Source organism: Salifodinibacter halophilus (genome assembly GCA_012999515.1).
Taxonomy (GTDB): domain Bacteria; phylum Pseudomonadota; class Gammaproteobacteria; order Nevskiales; family Salinisphaeraceae; genus Salifodinibacter; species Salifodinibacter halophilus.
The window spans coordinates 1,833,097-1,851,174 of the sequence record JABEEB010000001.1 but is presented as its reverse complement, the minus strand read 5'-3'; the positions used below and the strand labels follow the sequence as shown (position 1 = coordinate 1,851,174).

Sequence of the window (18,078 nt, the reverse complement as noted above, 5' to 3'; positions counted from 1 at the left end):
AACGGCCCGGCGTTATTCCGCGACTGTCGCAGTCGCTGTTTTTAACGCCGTCGTGCGTGTCCTTCAGACAGGCTCGGCTCGAAGCCGTTCGAGCAAACGATAGGCGACCGCTTCGTGCAGCAATTCCCGTGCCCGCTCGATCGCGTGCTCGAGCCCCGAATGGCGTAGCTTGAACTTGCTGTGTGCGCGGTTTCGCAACTGTTCAAAGTTAGGCAATCCCGGCAATTCCATCTCCGCGATATAGGCCTCGGCGTCACTCCATTTATGGACCGCCTTGTAGCGTAAATCGTCGAGAACATGGCTGCCTTCCCAACGCTGGCGCACGGTCGCACTAATATGCTCGACCGAGAACCCGTCAGCGATATAGACGGCGCATTTATCAATGACCTTTTGCGTCGGCGCTTTTTCGTTGGCCAGGATCGTTTGCGGCGGCTGCCGTAGATCCCAGACGATGCCCAGCTTGGACAAGCCGACTAGCAGATAATAGGTGAGATCGATTTCCCACCAGAAAAACCCGTTGCGGGCGGCCGCTGGATAGTAGTGGTGGTTGTTATGCCACCCCTCGCCCATCGTGAACAGGGCCAGCAGCCAGTTGTTGCGTGAGTCGTCACCGGTCAAGTAACGCTGGCGGCCAATCATATGGTCGAGCGAATTGATCGTGAACGTGGCGTGATACACCAACGCAGTCGACAACATAAAGCCCACTACGAGTCCGGCCCAGCCATCAATGGCCACACAGGCCACGGCCAGCAGCAGCCCCGGCAGATATTGATGACGATCCAGCCAGCGAATCTCGGGATACTTGGAGAAGTCTTTGACCAGATCCAGATCCGCGTGGTTACGCGCTTTCCGGTACACCCAGCCAACATGCGCGTTGGCCAGTCCGTAGTGACGCGGCGAGTGAGCGTCAGCCGGCATGTCTGATTCGCGGTGATGTTCACGATGCTTAGCAGCCCACCACAGCGGCCCTTTCTGAAAAGCCGATGCGCCCATGAACGCAATCACGAACTGGAAAACACGGCCTGTCTTGTACCCGCGATGCGAAAAATACCGGTGATAACCGCCCGTGATGCCAAATACACGCGTTACATACAAACCGACACAAAGCAGTATCGATGTCAGCGTAAAACCAGTCCACCAGATGGCGATAAGCCCAACGTGGAGCAACACGAATGGCATGAAATCAAGCCATTTGAAACTGTCATCAAGTTCCGGATTCTCCGGATACTCACGTTCGTCGTTCATGGAGACGATTACCTCAATGTTTATATGCAGCCGCCACCGATTCACGTATCGCGATTGACGACTTACCCTCAAGCATGCGGCGAGATACTGTGTAAATCAACCCGCCTACGTGCTTATACGCATCGAGTGAGCCTGCGGATGCACAATCGGCTTTTGACTCTGAGTGAGGCTGGGTCAGTTCGCTTCGCATGACACGGTGCTGGCTATCCGCACGCCTGTGATTGACGACCTCCCGCCAGATCAAGCCACGATGCGCCCCGACACTGCCAAACACTAGGCGGCCCACCTCGCCCACAGCAATCATGCAACTCGACAGCCGAGGCCTGAGGCGTTCGCCGCTTTTCCGTCCCATTCGACACGTCGGATGCGGGATGGGCGTTGTGCCTGAAGCCAGCTGACCCCAGGAGCGGGCTACTAAATTCAACGCTGGGCAATGGAAACGGCGGCGATAAATAAATCAATATATTGCCTCTCGATCCACAACCAGACATCCTCTGGCATGATCCGTATAGCGGCAGATTGCGCCTAACAAGTTGGTGGATCGGACACAAAACCACTTCGCGGTTTTGCGCCGCTCACCTCAAGCGTTAGGCAGTTGGTGCAAAAAAGGAAAACAAATGTTTAAGCACCTAATTACGAGCTTTCGCACACCTCAGCTCGATCCATCCTTAATCGAGGCGCACTATGCGTTCCTTGATGGCCTCAGGGAAAAAAGGCAACTCGAGCCTGCCAGGCCATTCACGGATAAGTCTGGCGGCGTTGATCTGATTCAGACGAAGAACATGGAGGAAGCAAAGGCCATCGCCTTCAGCGACTCGGTGCATACATCAATCAAAACGCCCGGCGTCTCGAAGCGGATGTGCCAGCTTTCAAGCCAACACCCGGCTGTGGCCTGATGAGCACCCCCAAGCTAGTTCGGCCCGATGTGCAACATGAGAAAAGTGTCAGATCCCTTGTTCAGGAATTTAAGGATAGAGATGAGGTTCTGGTGCCATGGGTGCTCGACCACGTAGATAGCGACTTTGAGGCGTATGTCACGCGCCTTTCTCAGCAGGCTTGTGGGCAAAATCTGCGTGAGGGGCATGTGCCCCACTCGACCTTTTTCTTATTGGGGGCTTCGGATGAGGTCGTGGCAGTCTCAAACTTGCGTCATTGGCTAAACGAGTTCTTACAAGAGGTCGGCGGGCATATCGGTTTCGGCGTACGGCCAACCGCACGCCTTCGAGGATGCGCCACGGAGGTTCTCCGCTGCACCGTATTGGAGGCTCGACGCCAGGGAATAGAGAACGTTCTTGTGACTTGCAAAAAAGGCAACGTAGGCTCAGAGCAGGCAATCAGCAAGAATGGCGGCATTCTCGAAAGCGAAATCTGGTCGGACATGCATTCCTGCATAATGCGGCGCTTCTGGATCAGCACGACTAACTAGTCCGGCATGGTGCGAAGAAAAGCGCGCCGACCGCTTGATATTGGAGTTCTAGGGCAGGAGTCCTGGGGACAGAATACTGAATTCAACGCTGGGCAGTGAAACAACGGCGATAAACAATCCAGCAGACTGTCCCTCGATCTTCCCGTCGGCGCTAGGTGATGCACAAAATGCATCGCCTTTCTTGTGCGCTCCAGCTCGGGGCAGCGCTTTTGTGCGTGCCTGAACCGACACGTTAGGTGATATGTGATGGAAGCCGTAGTAATCGAAGCATATGAGCAGCCTTACGCAAATCCCATTTGCGTTAGTGCCGACGACTCGGTAACGCCAGATTTTGACAAATTTACAGATATTCCCGGTTGGGTTTGGTGCACGGGCACAGATGGACGCTCCGGATGGACTCCGCTCAATTGGCTGACGCGGTCCAGCGATGGCTGGCGTATCGATCGAATTTTTAATGCAATCGAGCTCACTATAGTTCCAGATGAACTTTTGCACGTCGCTTTAGGGGAAAGCGATTTTTTCTGGGTCAAGAAACAAGATGGCAAGGAAGGCTGGGTTCCTTGTGAGTGCGTCTCAACTGTCGATAGAACCTGAGAAGAAACCGTAGTTAACCGCCCAAAGCGCGACTGCGCTTTAGGCAATGGGCGATGGCACCCCAGTGCAAAGCACCCTGCATCCGGCACTAATCGCTGGGCCGCTTACGCTGGCCTTCCCCTAGCCGTCCGCGATCTCGGCCAACAGCCCATCGACGACCACACGACTGCGGTCCACGAAGCCAGCGCCGAAATGCCGGACGTGGTTCAGCAAATGGTAGAGCTGGTATAGCGGCCGCCGAACACGCCGATAGTCGGACGGCATGGGCCATGCACGCCAGTAGGCTTCGAAAAACAGCGGCGAAAACCCGCCGAACAATTCGGCCAGCGCAAGATCTGTTTCACGATCGCCGTAATACACGGCCGGGTCGAACAACACCGGCGTTCCACGGTAATCGAAGCCGACGTTGCCGGCCCAAAGATCGCCGTGAACGAGCGCTGCCTCGGGTTGATGATCGCAGACCAGCCCCCGAAGCGATGTTAATAATCGGTCACTGCGCGCGGCCAGCGTCGGGAACTCCATCGCCAGTGCATCGACCATCACCCGCAGCCGGTTTTCACGAAAAAACTCGACCCAATCGCCGGTCACGTGATTGCTCTGCGGATTCATGCCGATATAGTTATCACGCCGCCAACCGTAGGTAGGCGAAACGATATCGTGCATCTCGGCTAGCGCATCACCGAGGCGCGCCGGCCCGTCCTCATCCGGCAAGCACAGGTCGACATACTCCAGCGCCAGATAAGCACTCGCTTCTGTGGCGCCTACCGCCAACACTTCGGGCACGCGGATCTGCGCTGCCTGGCGCAGCTCATCGAGCCCCGCGGCCTCAGCGTGTAAACGGTCCGCATTGCTGGCCGGCTCCCGTTTGACAAACAGTCGCCGCCGTTTGGCGTCAACGCAAAAGCTGTCGCTCACATCGCCGCCGCCAACCGGCTGCACATGCGCGTCGGTAAGCGAGGCGCCGGTTTGGTGCTCAAGAGCGGCGCGAATCGCCGGCCAATCTCTCATGCACGCAGTGTAACCGCTACTGGGCATATTCATACCCACAACCCGCGACTTTCAGATGACACCACCCCCAGCTCTGGCCACACATAATAATGACCTGCGACCGCCAGCTCGGAGCGGCCCGATACCCGTTCGCAGTCGCTGACAAATACGTTAGACTTCGAACCGATCAGGCCGGTAAACGGCCAGTCAGACCGGCGGTCGTGACTAAGGGAGTTTATGAGTATATCGATCGGAGTCCCCAAAGAGACGGTGAGCGGCGAAACACGCGTGGCCGTGGTACCGAAAGTAGCGGCCAAGCTCGCCAGGCTCGGCGCGGATCTACAAATCCAGCAAGGTGCCGGCGAAGCGAGCCGCATCCCCGATCAGGATTTTGGCGACAACGTCACGATTACATCGCGCGAGGCAGATGTCTTTGGCGCTGATGTCGTTCTGGCCGTCAATCCACCGGCACCGAGCAAAATCGCCAAGATGCGCTCCGGCGCCGTTCTGATCAGCTTTGTGCAGGCCCACAATAATCCAAAAGTGGTCGAGGCCATGCAAAAAGCGGGGGTGACCTGCTTCGCGATGGAGCTGATCCCACGCATTACACGCGCGCAATCAATGGACGCACTGTCGTCCCAGGCCGCGGCGGCCGGCTACAAATGCGCGCTGATCGCCGCTGAGTCACTGCCACGTTTTCTGCCCATGCTGACAACGGCGGCCGGTACGATCCGCCCGGCCAAGGTGCTCGTCATCGGCGCTGGTGTAGCCGGTCTGCAAGCGATTGCAACCGCTAATCGACTGGGCGCGAAGGTCTTTGCCTACGACGTGCGGACCGACACCAAAGAACAAGTCGAGTCGCTCGGCGCAGAATTTCTCATCGCTCAAGGCGTGACTGCCGAAGGCGAAGGTGGCTATGCCCGTGAATTGACCGACGACGAGAAACAAAAACAACAGGATATGCTCGCGGACAACATGACCGACGCCGACGCGGTCATCACCACGGCCTCGGTGCCCGGCAAGCCAGCGCCCAAGATCATCTCAAAAGCCATGGTCGACGGCATGAAAGCAGGCTCTGTACTCGTGGACCTCGGCGCATCCGGCGGTGGCAACTGCGAATTGACCGAGCCTGACAAGACTGTCACCTACGGCAGCGTGTCGATAATCGGCCCGTCCAATGTGCCGGCGCTGCTCGCGGAGCACGCCAGCGAAATGTACGCGCAAAACCTTGCCAATCTGCTGTCACTTATGCTGACTGAAGCCGAGGACCAGAGTGCGGCCCAACGCGGCACGAAGATGCACGATCTAGCTATCGACTGGGACGACGCCGTGATCGACGGCGCCGTACTCACACGCGATGGCGAACCGGCCTCGGATGCAGCTCGCAACGCGTTGAGCGGCGAGCAATAGACGCAGCCGGCCCGATCGCCTGGCCCATACGCCCAACACTGCCCGGGAGTAGCTCGTGATTACAGGATTTGTCGCCCTCTATATCTTCATGCTGGCCGCATTTACCGGCTACGAAATCATCGGCCGCGTGCCCACAATCTTGCACACGCCACTGATGTCCGGCTCCAACTTCGTCCACGGCATCGTGCTGGTCGGCTCGATGGTCTCGCTTGGCAACGCTGGCGGCTTCTGGGAAACGCTGATCGGCTTTATCGGTGTCATTCTGGCCGCTGGCAACGTGACCGGCGGCTTTGTGGTCACCGACCGTATGCTCGGCATGTTCAAGTCGTCGAACGACTAACCACTCTCAAAGAAACGATCAGACAATCAAGCCCGCGCCGGCAGTCGCACCGCGCGGGCCTACAGGGATAACAGCTATGGGTGCTTGGTACTACGTCGTCAACATCAGCTATTTCGTGGCCGCTATCGCGTTTATCTACGGCCTCAAGCAGATGGGCTCGCCGCGCACCGCACCGCGCGGCATCAAGTGGGCCGGCGCTGGCATGGGCATCGGGGTGGTTTTCACCTTTTTCCACCCAGCCATCGAGGGCGCCTGGTGGAACTACCTGCTGATGATCCTGGCCATGGGCATCGGCGGTATCGGCGCCTGGGTGAGCGGCAAGCGTGTCCAGATGACTGCGATGCCGCAAATGGTCGCGCTTTATAACGGTATGGGCGGCGGTGCCGCGGCCGCGATCGCGCTGGTCGAACTCTACTCACACGAAGCATTCCTGCACGGCCTGGCACCGCTTGTCATGGCCGTACTTGGCGCCTTGATCGGCGCGGTATCGTTCTCCGGATCGCTGATCGCCTGGGCCAAGCTCGAAGGCAAACTGGACAAAGCATTCCGGATACCAGGGCAACAGCTGATCAACATCGGCCTGCTCGTGCTGATCCTGTTGCTTGGCATCTGGACGATGACTTCGAGCGTCAGCGCGCCCGTGCTGGTCACGCTGTTTTTCCTGGTCTCGTTCATTTTCGGGATCGTGCTTACAATCCCGATCGGCGGTGCCGACATGCCGGTCGTCATCTCGATGTACAACGCCTTCACTGGCCTGGCAGTGGCCTTCGAAGGCTTTGTGATCGATAACCCGGCAATGATCATCGCCGGTATGGTCGTCGGCGCAGCCGGCTCGCTTTTGACCTGGCTAATGGCCTCGGCCATGAACCGCTCGCTTACCAACGTCCTCTTCGCCGGCTTCGGCAGCGACGACGGTAGCGAAGGCACAGCGGTCGACGGCGAAATGAAATCGGTGGAACCGTTCGACGCCGCGGCATCTTTTGCCTACGCCAATGAGCTGATCGTCGTACCGGGCTACGGCATGGCGGTCGCCCAGGCGCAGCACAAGCTCTGGGAGTTCTGCCAGATTCTGAAAAACGAACACAACGTCGAGGTCAAATTCGCGATTCATCCGGTCGCGGGCCGTATGCCCGGCCATATGAACGTGCTGCTGGCCGAGGCTGGCGTACCCTACGACATGATCTACGATCTCGAAGAGATCAACCCGGAATTCCCCGCAGCCGACGCTGCCCTGGTCATTGGCGCCAACGACGTCGTCAACCCGGCGGCCAAAACTGACGAATCCAGCCCGATCTACGGCATGCCGATTCTCGATGTCGTCTCGGCGCAGGAAGTCTATGTCATCAAACGTGGCCGAGGCACCGGCTTTTCCGGCGTGGTCAACCAGCTATTCTTCGGCGACAACACCCGCATGGTGTTCGGCGATGCCAAACAGGTCTGCTCGGACCTGTCCACTGGCTTGAAGGAACTCTAAGCAACCGGCAGCGTTCGCTCGGTCGGCGCCGATGCATCAAAACGCATCGGCGCCGACCCATATCCAACGCCTGTCGCTACAGGCAAGTTTCCGACCCAACATGCCGGCTGAACGCATAAAGCATGCCGGTTTGTCCACACGGCCCCAATACGACGCGCAAGACTTTCGAGCAACCGCGGGCTGGGCATGACATCTATAACTAGTTGTTTTTACTACCTATTATTTGTGCCTTGCAAGTCCGGCAAGTCGTTTAAACAAAAAAATATTATCCGGGCTTGCATTTTATCCACTGACTTATCCACAGGCTGTGACCGTTGAGCAACGGGCACGAGACTCCGTCGCGGATTGTTCGTGTCGCTGTGCCGGTGCCGCTCACCACAGCACTGGATTACCGACTGGCCGACAACGACGCCACGGTTACATCAGGTGCCCGCGTTATCGTCCCGCTCGGTGGAAGACGCATCATCGGCGTTATTGTCGAAACCGATGTAACCAGTCCGCTCGCACCAGCGGAACTTCGCAGCGTCGAGCGGCTCGTCGACCCCGAGCCGCTTTTGTCACCAGCGATCGTGTCGCTTATCGAATGGTGCGCGCGCTACTACCATCACCCACTTGGCGAAGTGTTCGCAGTCGCGCTACCCGCCCGTCTGCGGCGCGTCGATAGCGCCACGCGTACAGACCGACCGGATGCGTGGCAAATCGCCGAAGGTATCGACACTTCGAACCAGGCGACGCTTCAGAATGCGCCCAAACAACGCGCAATATTCGACTGGCTCGCCACACACAAAGCCCCCACACGCACCGCCGACGTTGGGCGAAGCTTTAAGCAGGCGTCGACACATCTCCGCGCACTCGAAAACAAACAGCTCGTCACGCGTGTCGCCGCCGGCGATGACGTGGAAATCGGTCAGCCGACTGCCGAGCCACCGCGACTAACGGCCGACCAGCAGTCAGCACTCGACACACTCGGGATCGAGTCAACCGGCTTCCGCCCCACGGTCATCGAGGGCGTGACGGGCAGCGGCAAGACCGAACTGTATTTCGCCCGGATGGCTGCTGAGCTCGCCGCCGGCCGGCAAATCCTCTATCTCGTGCCCGAGATCGGCCTGACACGCCAGATGATCGATCGCGTGCTAGCACGCTTTGACGCCAGGCTCGCCGTCCTACACTCGCGCCGTACCGAAGCCGAGCGGGCCGCAGCCTGGCGCGCGGCAATCGACGGTCGTGCCGATATTGTCCTCGGCACTCGCTCGGCGGTGTTCACGCCCATGCCACGACTTGGCCTGATCGTAGTCGACGAGTCCCATGACGAGTCCTACAAACAACAGGAAGGGCTGCGCTATCACGCCCGTGATGTCGCTGCGAAACGCGCGCGCGACGCAGCCGTGCCGATCTGGTTCGGCTCCGCAACACCCGCATTGACGACATGGCAACACGCACGCGACAAACGCTACACACACGTTTCATTGCGCCAGCGCACCGGCGGCGCGCGGCCGCCGAGCATCGAACGTATCGATATCCGTTCGCGCCCGCTAGATGGGGGCCTGTCAGCACCACTTCTGTCGCATCTTGGCGAACATCTCGAAGCTGGCGGCCAAGTCATGGTATTCGTCAACCGGCGCGGCTTTGCGCCGGCTCTCGGCTGTCACGCTTGCGGCTGGACGATGCCGTGCGACCACTGCGACGCACCAATGACACTCTACAAACACGGTCGGACGCTGCGTTGCCACCACTGCGGCGCGAGTGCGGCGCCACCCGCCAGCTGCCCCGCCTGTGGCAATAGCAAGTTGGTGGCCTTCGGTGCCGGCACCCAGCGTGTTGCCGATACACTTGCCAAGCATTTCCCCGCTTATCCGCTAGCGCGATTCGACCGTGACGCCGTCGCCGCGGCGGGCGAACTGGACGCGCAGCTGGCCGCTGTCGCCCGTGGCGAAACCCGGATTCTTGTGGGCACCCAGATGCTGGCCAAAGGCCACGATTTCGCCAATCTGACCGGCGTGGCGGTGATCGGCGTCGACGGCGGGCTATTCTCGTCCGACTACCGCGCCCGTGAACAACTCGCGCAGATGCTCACGCAAGTCGCCGGTCGCGCCGGGCGTGGTGCGACCCCCGGGGCAGTCTGGCTACAGACACGCCATCCTGATCACCCGTTTTTCGACACATTGCTGACAAGCGGTTATCCGGCATTCGCGGAAGCCGAACTAGCCGAACGCCACGCAGCCGGTCTGCCACCGTTCGGCTGGCTGGCGCTGGTACGCGCCGATAGCCGCGGCTACGCCGAGTGTGACGCGCTGTTGCAGCGTGCGACCGAACAGATCGCCGTAACCACCGGCGTCGAATGCTGGGGCCCCGCTCCCGCGCCGATGCAGCGCCGCGCCGGCCGCGTTCGATCGCAGCTTTTACTGCGCGCCGACAACCGCCGAGCGCTGCACCGAACGCTGACCGAACTCAGACAATGGCTAATCGCCAACGCCAATCCGAACCGTGTGCGCTGGTCGCTCGACGTCGACCCGGTCAATCTTTTATAACTCAAACAGTGCCCGATTATGGCGCAGCCGCCCTGGCACGTTAAACTTACGCGCTACCCCGGCGACACAATCGACATTTTTGAAAGACACCGTTCGCGGTCTTCTGGCCGCTGCCATCAATCGCGCGTTTCCGGAGGCGGACGCCAATGACCTGGCGTTCGTGGAACGTACAAAGAATCCCGCCCACGGCGAGTTCGCAAGCAACGCCGCCATGCGCCTAGCGTCCAGCGTAGGCGCCAAGCCACGCGACATCGCCACGGCCATCCACGCCGAACTGGCCGATGATCCGGCAATCAATCGCGTCGAAATCGCCGGGCCGGGCTTTCTCAACTTCTTCCCGTCAGCGGACACATTCCGAGCCACAGTCGATACGGTGCTAGACGCCGGTGCTGACTACGGCTGTTCGAACGTCGGCGCTGGCCAATCGGTGCTGGTCGAGTTCGTCTCCGCGAATCCGACCGGCCCACTGCACGTCGGCCATGGCCGTGGCGCTGCCTACGGCGACTGCGTCGCACGTCTTCTCTCGGCGGCAGGTTTTGACGTCAAACGCGAATACTACGTTAACGATGCCGGTCGCCAGATGGCGATACTGGCGGCTTCCACCTATCTGCGTTATCTACAACACGCCGGCGAAACGCTGACACTACCGAATGCAGCCTACCAGGGCGACTATGTCAACGCGGCCGGTGAACAAATCCACGCCGAGCGGGGTCGCGAACTAGCGGTGCCATACGCCGAGCTGGCCGCGAGCGCCGGCACCTCGGATGAGGATGACGCCGATACCCACATCGACGGTCTGATTAATGCCATTCGCGGCCACATCGGCGATGTCGCGTTCGAAGAGATTCGTCGGCGCATCCTCGACCAACAGCTCGCCGGAATCAAGCGTGATTTGACCCGCTTTGGCGTTGATTTCGACCGCTGGTTTTTCGAGTCAAGCGTGGTCGATGACGGCGCGGTCGCCCGTGCGATCAATCGGCTGGACGAACGCGGTGTTCTCTACACCGCCGATAACGCGCGCTGGTTCGCTGCCACGCGCTACGGCGACGACAAAGACCGCGTCGTGGAGCGAAGTGACGGTCGGCTGACCTATTTCGCGGCCGATATCGCCTACCACATGAACAAACTCGACCGCGGTTTCGATCGGCTGGTCGACATCCTCGGTGCTGACCACCACGGCTACGTCGCCCGCGTTCGCGCTGCGGTCGCCGCCCTGTCCGGTGACCCTGACCGCCTCGACGTCTGGCTGGTGCAATTCGCGAACCTCTATCGCGGCCGCGAGCGCCTGTCGATGTCTACGCGGGCCGGCCAGTACGTCACCCTGGCCGAACTTTGCGACGAGGTCGGCGTCGACGCCGCGCGTCTGTTTTACGTGCTCCGAGCCAACGAACAACATCTAGACTTCGACCTATCGCTGGCGACCTCGAAAACCAACGACAATCCGGTCTATTATCTGCAATATGCCCACGCCCGGATCTGCCGCGTTGCCGAGCAAGCCGACGCACGGGGCACCGGCTTCGATCGAGAGCTCGCCGATCTAGCAACGCTGGAACACGACGCCGAGCACCGATTGATCCGCATCCTCGACCGTTACGGCGAAGTTGTGGCAGCCGCAGCCGTCGACGCCGAGCCACATGCCATCGTGTCGTATCTTCGAGAAGTCGCTGATGCCTTTCACAGCTACTATAACGCCGTTGGTTTTCTGGTCGATGACCTGCCGACTTGCCACGCCCGCCTGGCCCTGGTCTACGCGGCGCGTCAGGTACTGGCCAACGGCCTCAAACTCATCGGTGTGAGCGCACCGGAGCGGATGTAATGGCAGGTTCCAGACGCACCACCAATCGCGGCAGGCGCAGTAACCGGTCGTCTTCCTATCAGAGGCGCCGCCAATCGACCACTAAACGCACTCAACAGCCGCGTCCCAACAAGAAAAAGCGCGCACGCAAACAACCCCGAACCGCGCCGCCTTGGGTCTGGTTTTTAAGCGGCCTGGCATTGGCGACAGCCGTGGCGGCCATCGCGTATATCATCGTGCAGCCCGGTGGCGGGACCAACGCAGGCACATCAAATCCAAATGGTGCACCACGCCAAAGCGAGACAACCAGCCAAGCCGTCCAATCCAGCGGACAGGACACGCGTAACGACAAGGCTAGTGCTTCGGCCAAAGACAAAAAGGGCAACGGTAAACCGCGCTTCGGGTTTTACCGGATGTTGCCGAACTATCACGCCACGATCGATCAGGCTTCGGGGGCACCGGCCAGCCAAGCCGGCACAACCCAAAACTCGCGCGCAAGCACCGGCCAGCCAACCAAGCAATCATCCACGACCCGGCAATCCAGTGCTAGCTCGACCAGCCACACCAGCACGAACAGCGACGCCAACGGTCCGTGGCGAATTCAGGTCGGCGCGTTTTCAGATCGCTCAGCGGCGCAGCAGCGCGTTGCTCGAATCACACTGCTCGGGGTCGATGCCAAGCTCTCGAAACAAACATTAACCTCGGGCAAAACCCTCTACCGCGTTCAAAGCAAGCCGATCAAGTCGCGCCAACGTCTGGACAAGCTTCGCTCGAAACTGCGTGCCAAGAACATCAACCTAGTGGTTCGAAACCTCTGAGGCTCGAACAGCCACATAGGCGCCACACGGCTACGTGCCGATCGCCCGCTGGCCCGCCAACGCGGCAGACGCGCAAGCCACGAACACCATTCCACAGCCGAGCGCCAATTGCGGCGTGGGTGCTGTCTGCCCACACAGGACCAGCGCCACAGCCGCAACGACTGGCACCGCATACGGCAATACCGGAACGATCCGTGGATTGCCATTGCGAATGACGTAGCTCCAGGCCAGAAAACCAAGACCATACGGCCCGACACCCAGCACGATGGCGGCCGTGATTGCGGTGGCCGCACTCGGCCAAACGAGACCGGAGGTCAACGCTTGTCCGACGATTGCCACCAGCGCACCGACGGCCAGAAATGCTGGATAGGCGCCCCCCAACGGTTTGCTGTAGCGCTGCACGAAAACCGAATAAACCACCCAGCAAACGCCCGCCGCCAACCCGAATAAATAACCGAGCCAATCGCTAGCCGCGGGCGCTTCATCCACACCGTGCATAACCGCGACCCCAGCGAGTCCGAGAAACAGCCCAACCAGGGTGGCCGGCGCCGGCCGACGCCGCGCGAGGAGATCGCTGGCTAGTGCAAACAAAAGCGGCCAAGTGTAAGTGATGACCACGACCTGTTCCGGCGGTGCGTATTCGAGCCCGGCAAAATAGAATGCGGCACCGCCGACCAAACCCAGCGGCACAATCAGCCATGCGTACCAGCGGTGACTAACAATGGCGCGTTTTCGATCGGTCGGCCGGAAACAGGCGCTACAACAGGCAGCCGCAGCCAGTGCAATGGCGGTCAATTCCAACGCTGGTATACGCGCGGCGATTTCGCGCAGCAAGGACGAAATCCCCCAGAGAAACACGACCGATCCCGCCAGAACCACCAAACGCAAACGGCCGGACGCCACAATCGAACCGACTTTTTCGACACGCACGTCGCATCTCCGAAACAACTGGATATGCGACTAGTGTGCTGCCGTTTACCAATGACTCAAATAAAACGTTTTGCCTTTATTATCAATATTATTGATTGATCTACCGGACGCCGGATAACTCAACCCGGGCGACGTAGCCGAATCGTAAACGCGATCGGCAGCACCGCCATCGCATAGCCGATCATCGGCAACATGGCAGTCCACGAGACGCCGGTCCATTCGGCCACCCCACCACCGATCAACGGGATAAAGAACGCCAGGCTGTAGCCGATCGTGAATATGCCAGCGGACATCCTGCCGGTTTCACCAACCGGGGCCAGATACGGCGCGGCCATGACCACGAGTGTCAGTTGTAAAGCCGTAGCCATGCCAAGCACGAAGGCCGCAACCAGACCAATGCCACCGCCGGCGAAGACAAAAACCAAGGCACCGGCCAAACTCGCCAGCATCGTTGCAATGAGCGGCCCGCGTCGCATGACTAAACGATTCGCGACCGACAGCATAACCAGCGAGACCACCACCTGACTCAAGTTGAACCAGAACAACGCCGCGGCGAGCTCGCTATCGGATGAGCCGACGATCTTGGCCATGTACGCGTTGGTGCCGACAAACAGAACCGACGTGGCGCTTAATAAAAATCCAAGTTGCCACATCACAGGATTGCGCCAATCCGGCCAGAGAGGAGGGCGCTGTGGCGCTGTTTCCGTAACACCGGCAGAGCCAGGCGCACGCAAAAAAGCAACCGCTGCCGCAATCAGTATGGCCGGCGCCGAAACACATAAAAGCACCAGCCGCCAATCGTTACCAAGCAAGGGCAGCAGGGTCATACGGGTTAATCCGGCGCTAGCAAATTCGCCGGCATACATACCATTCATGTAGATCCCAACCGCCAACGCAACGCGTGCCGGCGTCAGTGCATTGGCAAGTGCAGCGAGAGCCGGCTGCATCATCGCGACCCCCAGACCGACAGCCAGTGTGGCGACGAACAAAACCGTGATCGGTGGCGCCAGTCCGCGCGCCGCAGACGCCAGTGCGATCAGTGTCAACCCGAGCACGACAGCGGTTCGCGCACCCAGGCGTCCGACCGCGCTCGAACCGGCAATAGCACCGACCGAAAGCATTAGCATCGGCATTGTTGTCAACGCGCCCGTGGCTACTGCGCCCAAATCGAGGGTATTGCTAATCAACGGCTCGAGTGGCGGCACGATGAGAATCGGCAGCCGCAGGTATAACCCCGCGAGCCAGAGAACAATCAGAGTCAGCACAAACCGAATGCGGTCTTGTTGGGTACGGGTCATCGTCATGGGGCGGAGTCTACGTGGCACATAACAGAGTTGGAACGGTCATTGCACATAACCGGCGTTTTGCACTTTGGCTGTTTACATCAACAGTGTTGATGGTCAACCATCACTCATGATGCGTAATCAAACACTCGACCTTGCTGCCCTGCAGTCACTGGTCACGGTCGTCGACTGCGATAGCGTGACCACGGCCGCGGCACGTTTGAACTATTCGCAATCGGCAGTCAGCATGCAGTTGCGACGCTTGGAGACTCAACTGGGCACGCCGCTTTTGACCCGCACTTCGCGTCGCATCGAATTGACACCGGCTGGCGTCGAAGCTGTAGGCACCGCGCGCGAGATGCTGCGGCAAAACGCGGAACTGCAAGCCAAACTGTCAGCACGCGACGTCGGAGGCCGTGTCCGGCTCGGCATACCAGCCGATTTCACGACTTATCTGCCCCGCCCCCTGGCCCGCTTCGCCGAACTTTATCCACGCGCCCAGCTCGAGGTCCGCACTGAACTAAGCGCCGTACTGGTCGAACGCGTACGCGCGGGTGAACTCGATCTCGCGATCGTCACGCGTCAAACCAACTCGCCCGGCGGCTCGCGGCTCCGACGGGAACCGCTGGTCTGGGTAGGCGCGCCAGGCGGTGCCGCGCATCAGTACGAGACGTTGCCACTCGCCATGTACCCTAAAGGCTATTGCGAATTCCGCTCCGCGGCCACCGCACGCCTGGACGCAGCCGGCCGCGCTTGGCGCGCAGCCTATGAGAGCCAGACTTTCGCGGCCTTGTCGTCGCCGGTCGGCGTCGGGCTGGCAATCACGCTGGCGATTCCCAGCATGGTCGATAAGCATATGGCCATACTCGATCCCGCAGCATGCAATCTACCGGAATTGCCCAAGGTCGATATCGCGGTTCATCGCAGCCCGGGGCGTACCAGCAAGGCCGTTGCGTGCCTCGATGAACTGATTACGACTGAGGTCGCACCGGGCACCACCTAGCCTTCGAGATTCAGCTAACCGTGGCGCGTCGGTTGGTGCGTCACGCTATCGGTTCGAGCTTGGCAAAACCGGCGATCAGCCACTTACTGCCAACGTCGTCGAAATTCACCTGGATCCGGGCTCGCGCGCCGTCGCCCTCGAAAGTCAGCACCGTGCCTTCACCGAATTTCTGGTGACGCACCCGCTGACCAAGCGACAATCCATTGCCACCGGCCTCGCTAGCCGATTCGGCAGCACGCGCCTTGGCACCCGGCCGATACACCGGTTGCCGGACACCACCGGTCTGCGGCCGCACTTCATTGAGATAATCGGGCGGAATTTCGCGCAAAAACCGCGACGGCGGCGAGAGATTTTCCTGGCCGTGCAACCGGCGCATCTCCGCGTGCGATAGCGTCAGACGCTGTCGGGCACGGGTCATGCCGACATAGCACAATCGGCGCTCTTCCTCGAGACCATCGGGATTGTCCGCCGAGCGCTGGTGCGGGAACAGACCTTCTTCCATGCCGACCAGAAACACCCGCGGAAACTCTAGCCCCTTCGCCGAATGCAGTGTCATGAGTTGAACCGAGTCATCCCAGGCACCGGCTTGGTTCTCACCAGCTTCGAGCGAAGCATAAGCCAGAAATTGCTGGGCCTCGTCCATGGTCTCGTCGTCATCCGGCGCGAAACCGCGTGCGGCGCTGATCAACTCATCCAGATTGTCCTTACGGGCTTCGGCTTTTTCGTCGCCACCTTTGCCGTGATGCGCTTTCAGCCCGGTCTTGTCGATAACGTGCTCAATCGCCTCGTGTAGCGCCATCTCGGCACTTTCCGTGGCTAGTGCGTCGATGGTCGCGATAAAAGCGTTGACCGATTTAGCCGCGCGCGCGGCCAAGCCGTTTTCAGCCAGATCACCGGCCGCCTGCCAGAAATTCTGTGCGCCGGCCCGCGCGTGGCTGCGAATGCGATCCAGCGTCGACGCGCCGATACCACGGGTCGGGGTGTTAACCACGCGCTCGAACGCCGCATCGTCGGCTCGGGATTGGATCAGCCGCATATAGGCCAATGCGTCCTTGATCTCGGCCCGCTCGAAGAATTTCTGGCCACCGTAGATCCGATACGGCAATTCGGCGGCGATGAGCCGCTCTTCGAGCACGCGCGACTGGGCGTTCGAGCGATACAGCACCGCGCAATCGGCGCGCGCGCCGCCATCGGCCAGCCACTCCTGAATCCGGGTAACCACGTGGCCGGCTTCGTCGTATTCGTTGAATGCCGCATAAACATCGATCAGATCGCCGTCGTGGCCATCGGTCCAGAGCTCTTTGCCGAGCCGTGAGCCGTTGTGGCGAATCAAACCGTTAGCCGCGCCGAGAATGGTGCCGGTCGAACGATAGTTCTGTTCCAGGCGCACAGTGTGTGTATCGGTAAAATCCGACTCGAAGCGCAGGATGTTGTCGACGCGTGCACCGCGCCAGGCGTAAATCGACTGATCGTCGTCGCCAACGATAAACACGCGCCCGGTATCACCGGCCAGCAGCCGTACCCAGGCATACTGCAGCGCATTCGTGTCCTGGAATTCGTCGACCAATAGATGGCCAAACCGTCGCTGGTAGTGGGCCAGCAGATCGGCGTTGTCCCGACAGGTCTCGTAAGCTCGTAGCAACAGCTCCGGAAAGTCGACCAACCCAGCAGATTCACGCGCCGACTCGTAGGCTTTATACACGCGGATCATCTGCTCCCGGGCATAATCGCCAGAGTCACCGAGATTACGCGGACGCTGGGCTTCTTCCTTGCAGCTATTGATAAAAGACTGCATTTGGCGCGGCGGCCATTGCTTGTCGTCCATTTCCAGATTACGCAGCACACGTCGAACCAGCCGCTGCTGATCGTCAGCGTCGATAATCTGAAAATTTTGCGCCAGCCCTGCCTCGCGATAGTGCAAGCGCAGCATGCGATGGGCGATCGCGTGAAACGTGCCGACCCAGAGCGCATCGACCGGTATATCCAGCATCGGTTCCAAACGTCCACGCATCTCACCCGCGGCTTTGTTGGTAAACGTGACTGCCAGAATCGACTGTGGCGAAATACCCTCGACAGCGACGAGCCAGGCAATGCGGTGGATCAGTACGCGCGTCTTGCCAGAGCCGGCACCAGCCAACACCCGCAGATGACCCGGGGGCGCACCGACCGCCTCGCGCTGAGCTTCGTTGAGCGAATCCAGTATGCTAGAAATCTCAGTCATGGCGAGATTGTACGCAAAGCTTGT

At 59.9% G+C, this 18,078-nt stretch carries 15 protein-coding genes; 10 read left to right on the top strand and 5 right to left on the bottom strand.

Annotated elements, in window-relative coordinates; genetic code table 11:
• Nucleotides 1–63 precede the first annotated feature (63 nt).
• Nucleotides 64–1,245, bottom strand: coding sequence for an acyl-CoA desaturase (locus HKX41_08525; GenBank protein NNC24200.1), 1,182 nt, complete (start codon nucleotides 1,243–1,245; stop codon nucleotides 64–66).
• 617 nt (nucleotides 1,246–1,862) lie between these two features.
• Between HKX41_08525 and HKX41_08520 the strand changes: the two genes are divergently transcribed.
• The 3 genes from HKX41_08520 (at nucleotide 1,863) to HKX41_08510 (ending at nucleotide 3,265) form a co-directional block, all read left to right on the top strand.
• Nucleotides 1,863–2,141 (top strand): hypothetical protein, encoded by a 279-nt coding sequence (locus HKX41_08520; protein ID NNC24199.1) that lies wholly within the window; start codon nucleotides 1,863–1,865, stop codon nucleotides 2,139–2,141.
• Nucleotides 2,141–2,671 carry a GNAT family N-acetyltransferase gene (locus HKX41_08515; GenBank protein NNC24198.1) on the top strand — a complete coding sequence of 177 codons (531 nt, stop codon included), beginning with the start codon at nucleotides 2,141–2,143 and terminating at the stop codon, nucleotides 2,669–2,671. Before HKX41_08520 ends, HKX41_08515 begins: the two co-directional genes overlap by 1 nt.
• 246 nt (nucleotides 2,672–2,917) lie before the next feature.
• Complete coding sequence (locus tag HKX41_08510) at nucleotides 2,918–3,265, top strand: hypothetical protein (GenBank protein ID NNC24197.1); 348 nt, start codon at nucleotides 2,918–2,920, stop codon at nucleotides 3,263–3,265.
• Between the two features lie 120 nt (nucleotides 3,266–3,385).
• Here HKX41_08510 and HKX41_08505 read toward each other — a convergent pair whose 3' ends face one another.
• Nucleotides 3,386–4,273 carry a phosphotransferase gene (locus tag HKX41_08505; GenBank protein ID NNC24196.1) on the bottom strand — a complete coding sequence of 296 codons (888 nt, stop codon included), beginning with the start codon at nucleotides 4,271–4,273 and terminating at the stop codon, nucleotides 3,386–3,388.
• Between the two features lie 216 nt (nucleotides 4,274–4,489).
• Between HKX41_08505 and HKX41_08500 the strand changes: the two genes are divergently transcribed.
• From HKX41_08500 to HKX41_08475, 6 genes are all read left to right on the top strand, one after another.
• Nucleotides 4,490–5,662, top strand: coding sequence for an NAD(P) transhydrogenase subunit alpha (locus HKX41_08500; GenBank protein NNC24195.1), 1,173 nt, complete (start codon nucleotides 4,490–4,492; stop codon nucleotides 5,660–5,662).
• Nucleotides 5,663–5,717: 55 nt separating this feature from the next.
• Nucleotides 5,718–6,002 carry an NAD(P) transhydrogenase subunit alpha gene (locus HKX41_08495; protein NNC24194.1) on the top strand — a complete coding sequence of 95 codons (285 nt, stop codon included), beginning with the start codon at nucleotides 5,718–5,720 and terminating at the stop codon, nucleotides 6,000–6,002.
• Nucleotides 6,003–6,078: 76 nt separating this feature from the next.
• Nucleotides 6,079–7,476, top strand: a complete 1,398-nt coding sequence (locus tag HKX41_08490; protein NNC24193.1) for an NAD(P)(+) transhydrogenase (Re/Si-specific) subunit beta — start codon at nucleotides 6,079–6,081, stop codon at nucleotides 7,474–7,476.
• Between the two features lie 314 nt (nucleotides 7,477–7,790).
• Nucleotides 7,791–10,004, top strand: coding sequence for a primosomal protein N' (locus tag HKX41_08485; GenBank protein ID NNC24192.1), 2,214 nt, complete (start codon nucleotides 7,791–7,793; stop codon nucleotides 10,002–10,004).
• Nucleotides 10,005–10,083: 79 nt separating this feature from the next.
• On the top strand, nucleotides 10,084–11,820 hold the full coding sequence (locus HKX41_08480) for an arginine--tRNA ligase (protein NNC24191.1): 1,737 nt from the start codon (nucleotides 10,084–10,086) through the stop codon (nucleotides 11,818–11,820).
• 179 nt (nucleotides 11,821–11,999) lie between these two features.
• Nucleotides 12,000–12,617: an SPOR domain-containing protein gene (locus tag HKX41_08475; GenBank protein ID NNC24190.1), complete on the top strand. Its 618-nt coding sequence runs from the start codon at nucleotides 12,000–12,002 to the stop codon at nucleotides 12,615–12,617.
• 30 nt (nucleotides 12,618–12,647) lie between these two features.
• Here HKX41_08475 and HKX41_08470 read toward each other — a convergent pair whose 3' ends face one another.
• The gene (locus HKX41_08470; protein NNC24189.1) at nucleotides 12,648–13,547 is read right to left on the bottom strand and encodes a DMT family transporter; all 900 of its coding nucleotides are present in this window, start codon (nucleotides 13,545–13,547) and stop codon (nucleotides 12,648–12,650) included.
• Nucleotides 13,548–13,666: 119 nt separating this feature from the next.
• A complete protein-coding gene (locus HKX41_08465) occupies nucleotides 13,667–14,845 on the bottom strand; it encodes an MFS transporter (protein ID NNC24188.1) in 1,179 nt (392 codons plus the stop codon).
• Nucleotides 14,846–14,960: 115 nt separating this feature from the next.
• Here HKX41_08465 and HKX41_08460 point away from each other — a divergent pair, with 115 nt between their 5' ends.
• Nucleotides 14,961–15,833, top strand: coding sequence for a LysR family transcriptional regulator (locus HKX41_08460; GenBank protein ID NNC24187.1), 873 nt, complete (start codon nucleotides 14,961–14,963; stop codon nucleotides 15,831–15,833).
• 40 nt (nucleotides 15,834–15,873) lie between these two features.
• Here HKX41_08460 and uvrD read toward each other — a convergent pair whose 3' ends face one another.
• Nucleotides 15,874–18,054: a DNA helicase II gene (gene uvrD, locus HKX41_08455; protein ID NNC24186.1), complete on the bottom strand. Its 2,181-nt coding sequence runs from the start codon at nucleotides 18,052–18,054 to the stop codon at nucleotides 15,874–15,876.
• Nucleotides 18,055–18,078 lie beyond the last annotated feature (24 nt).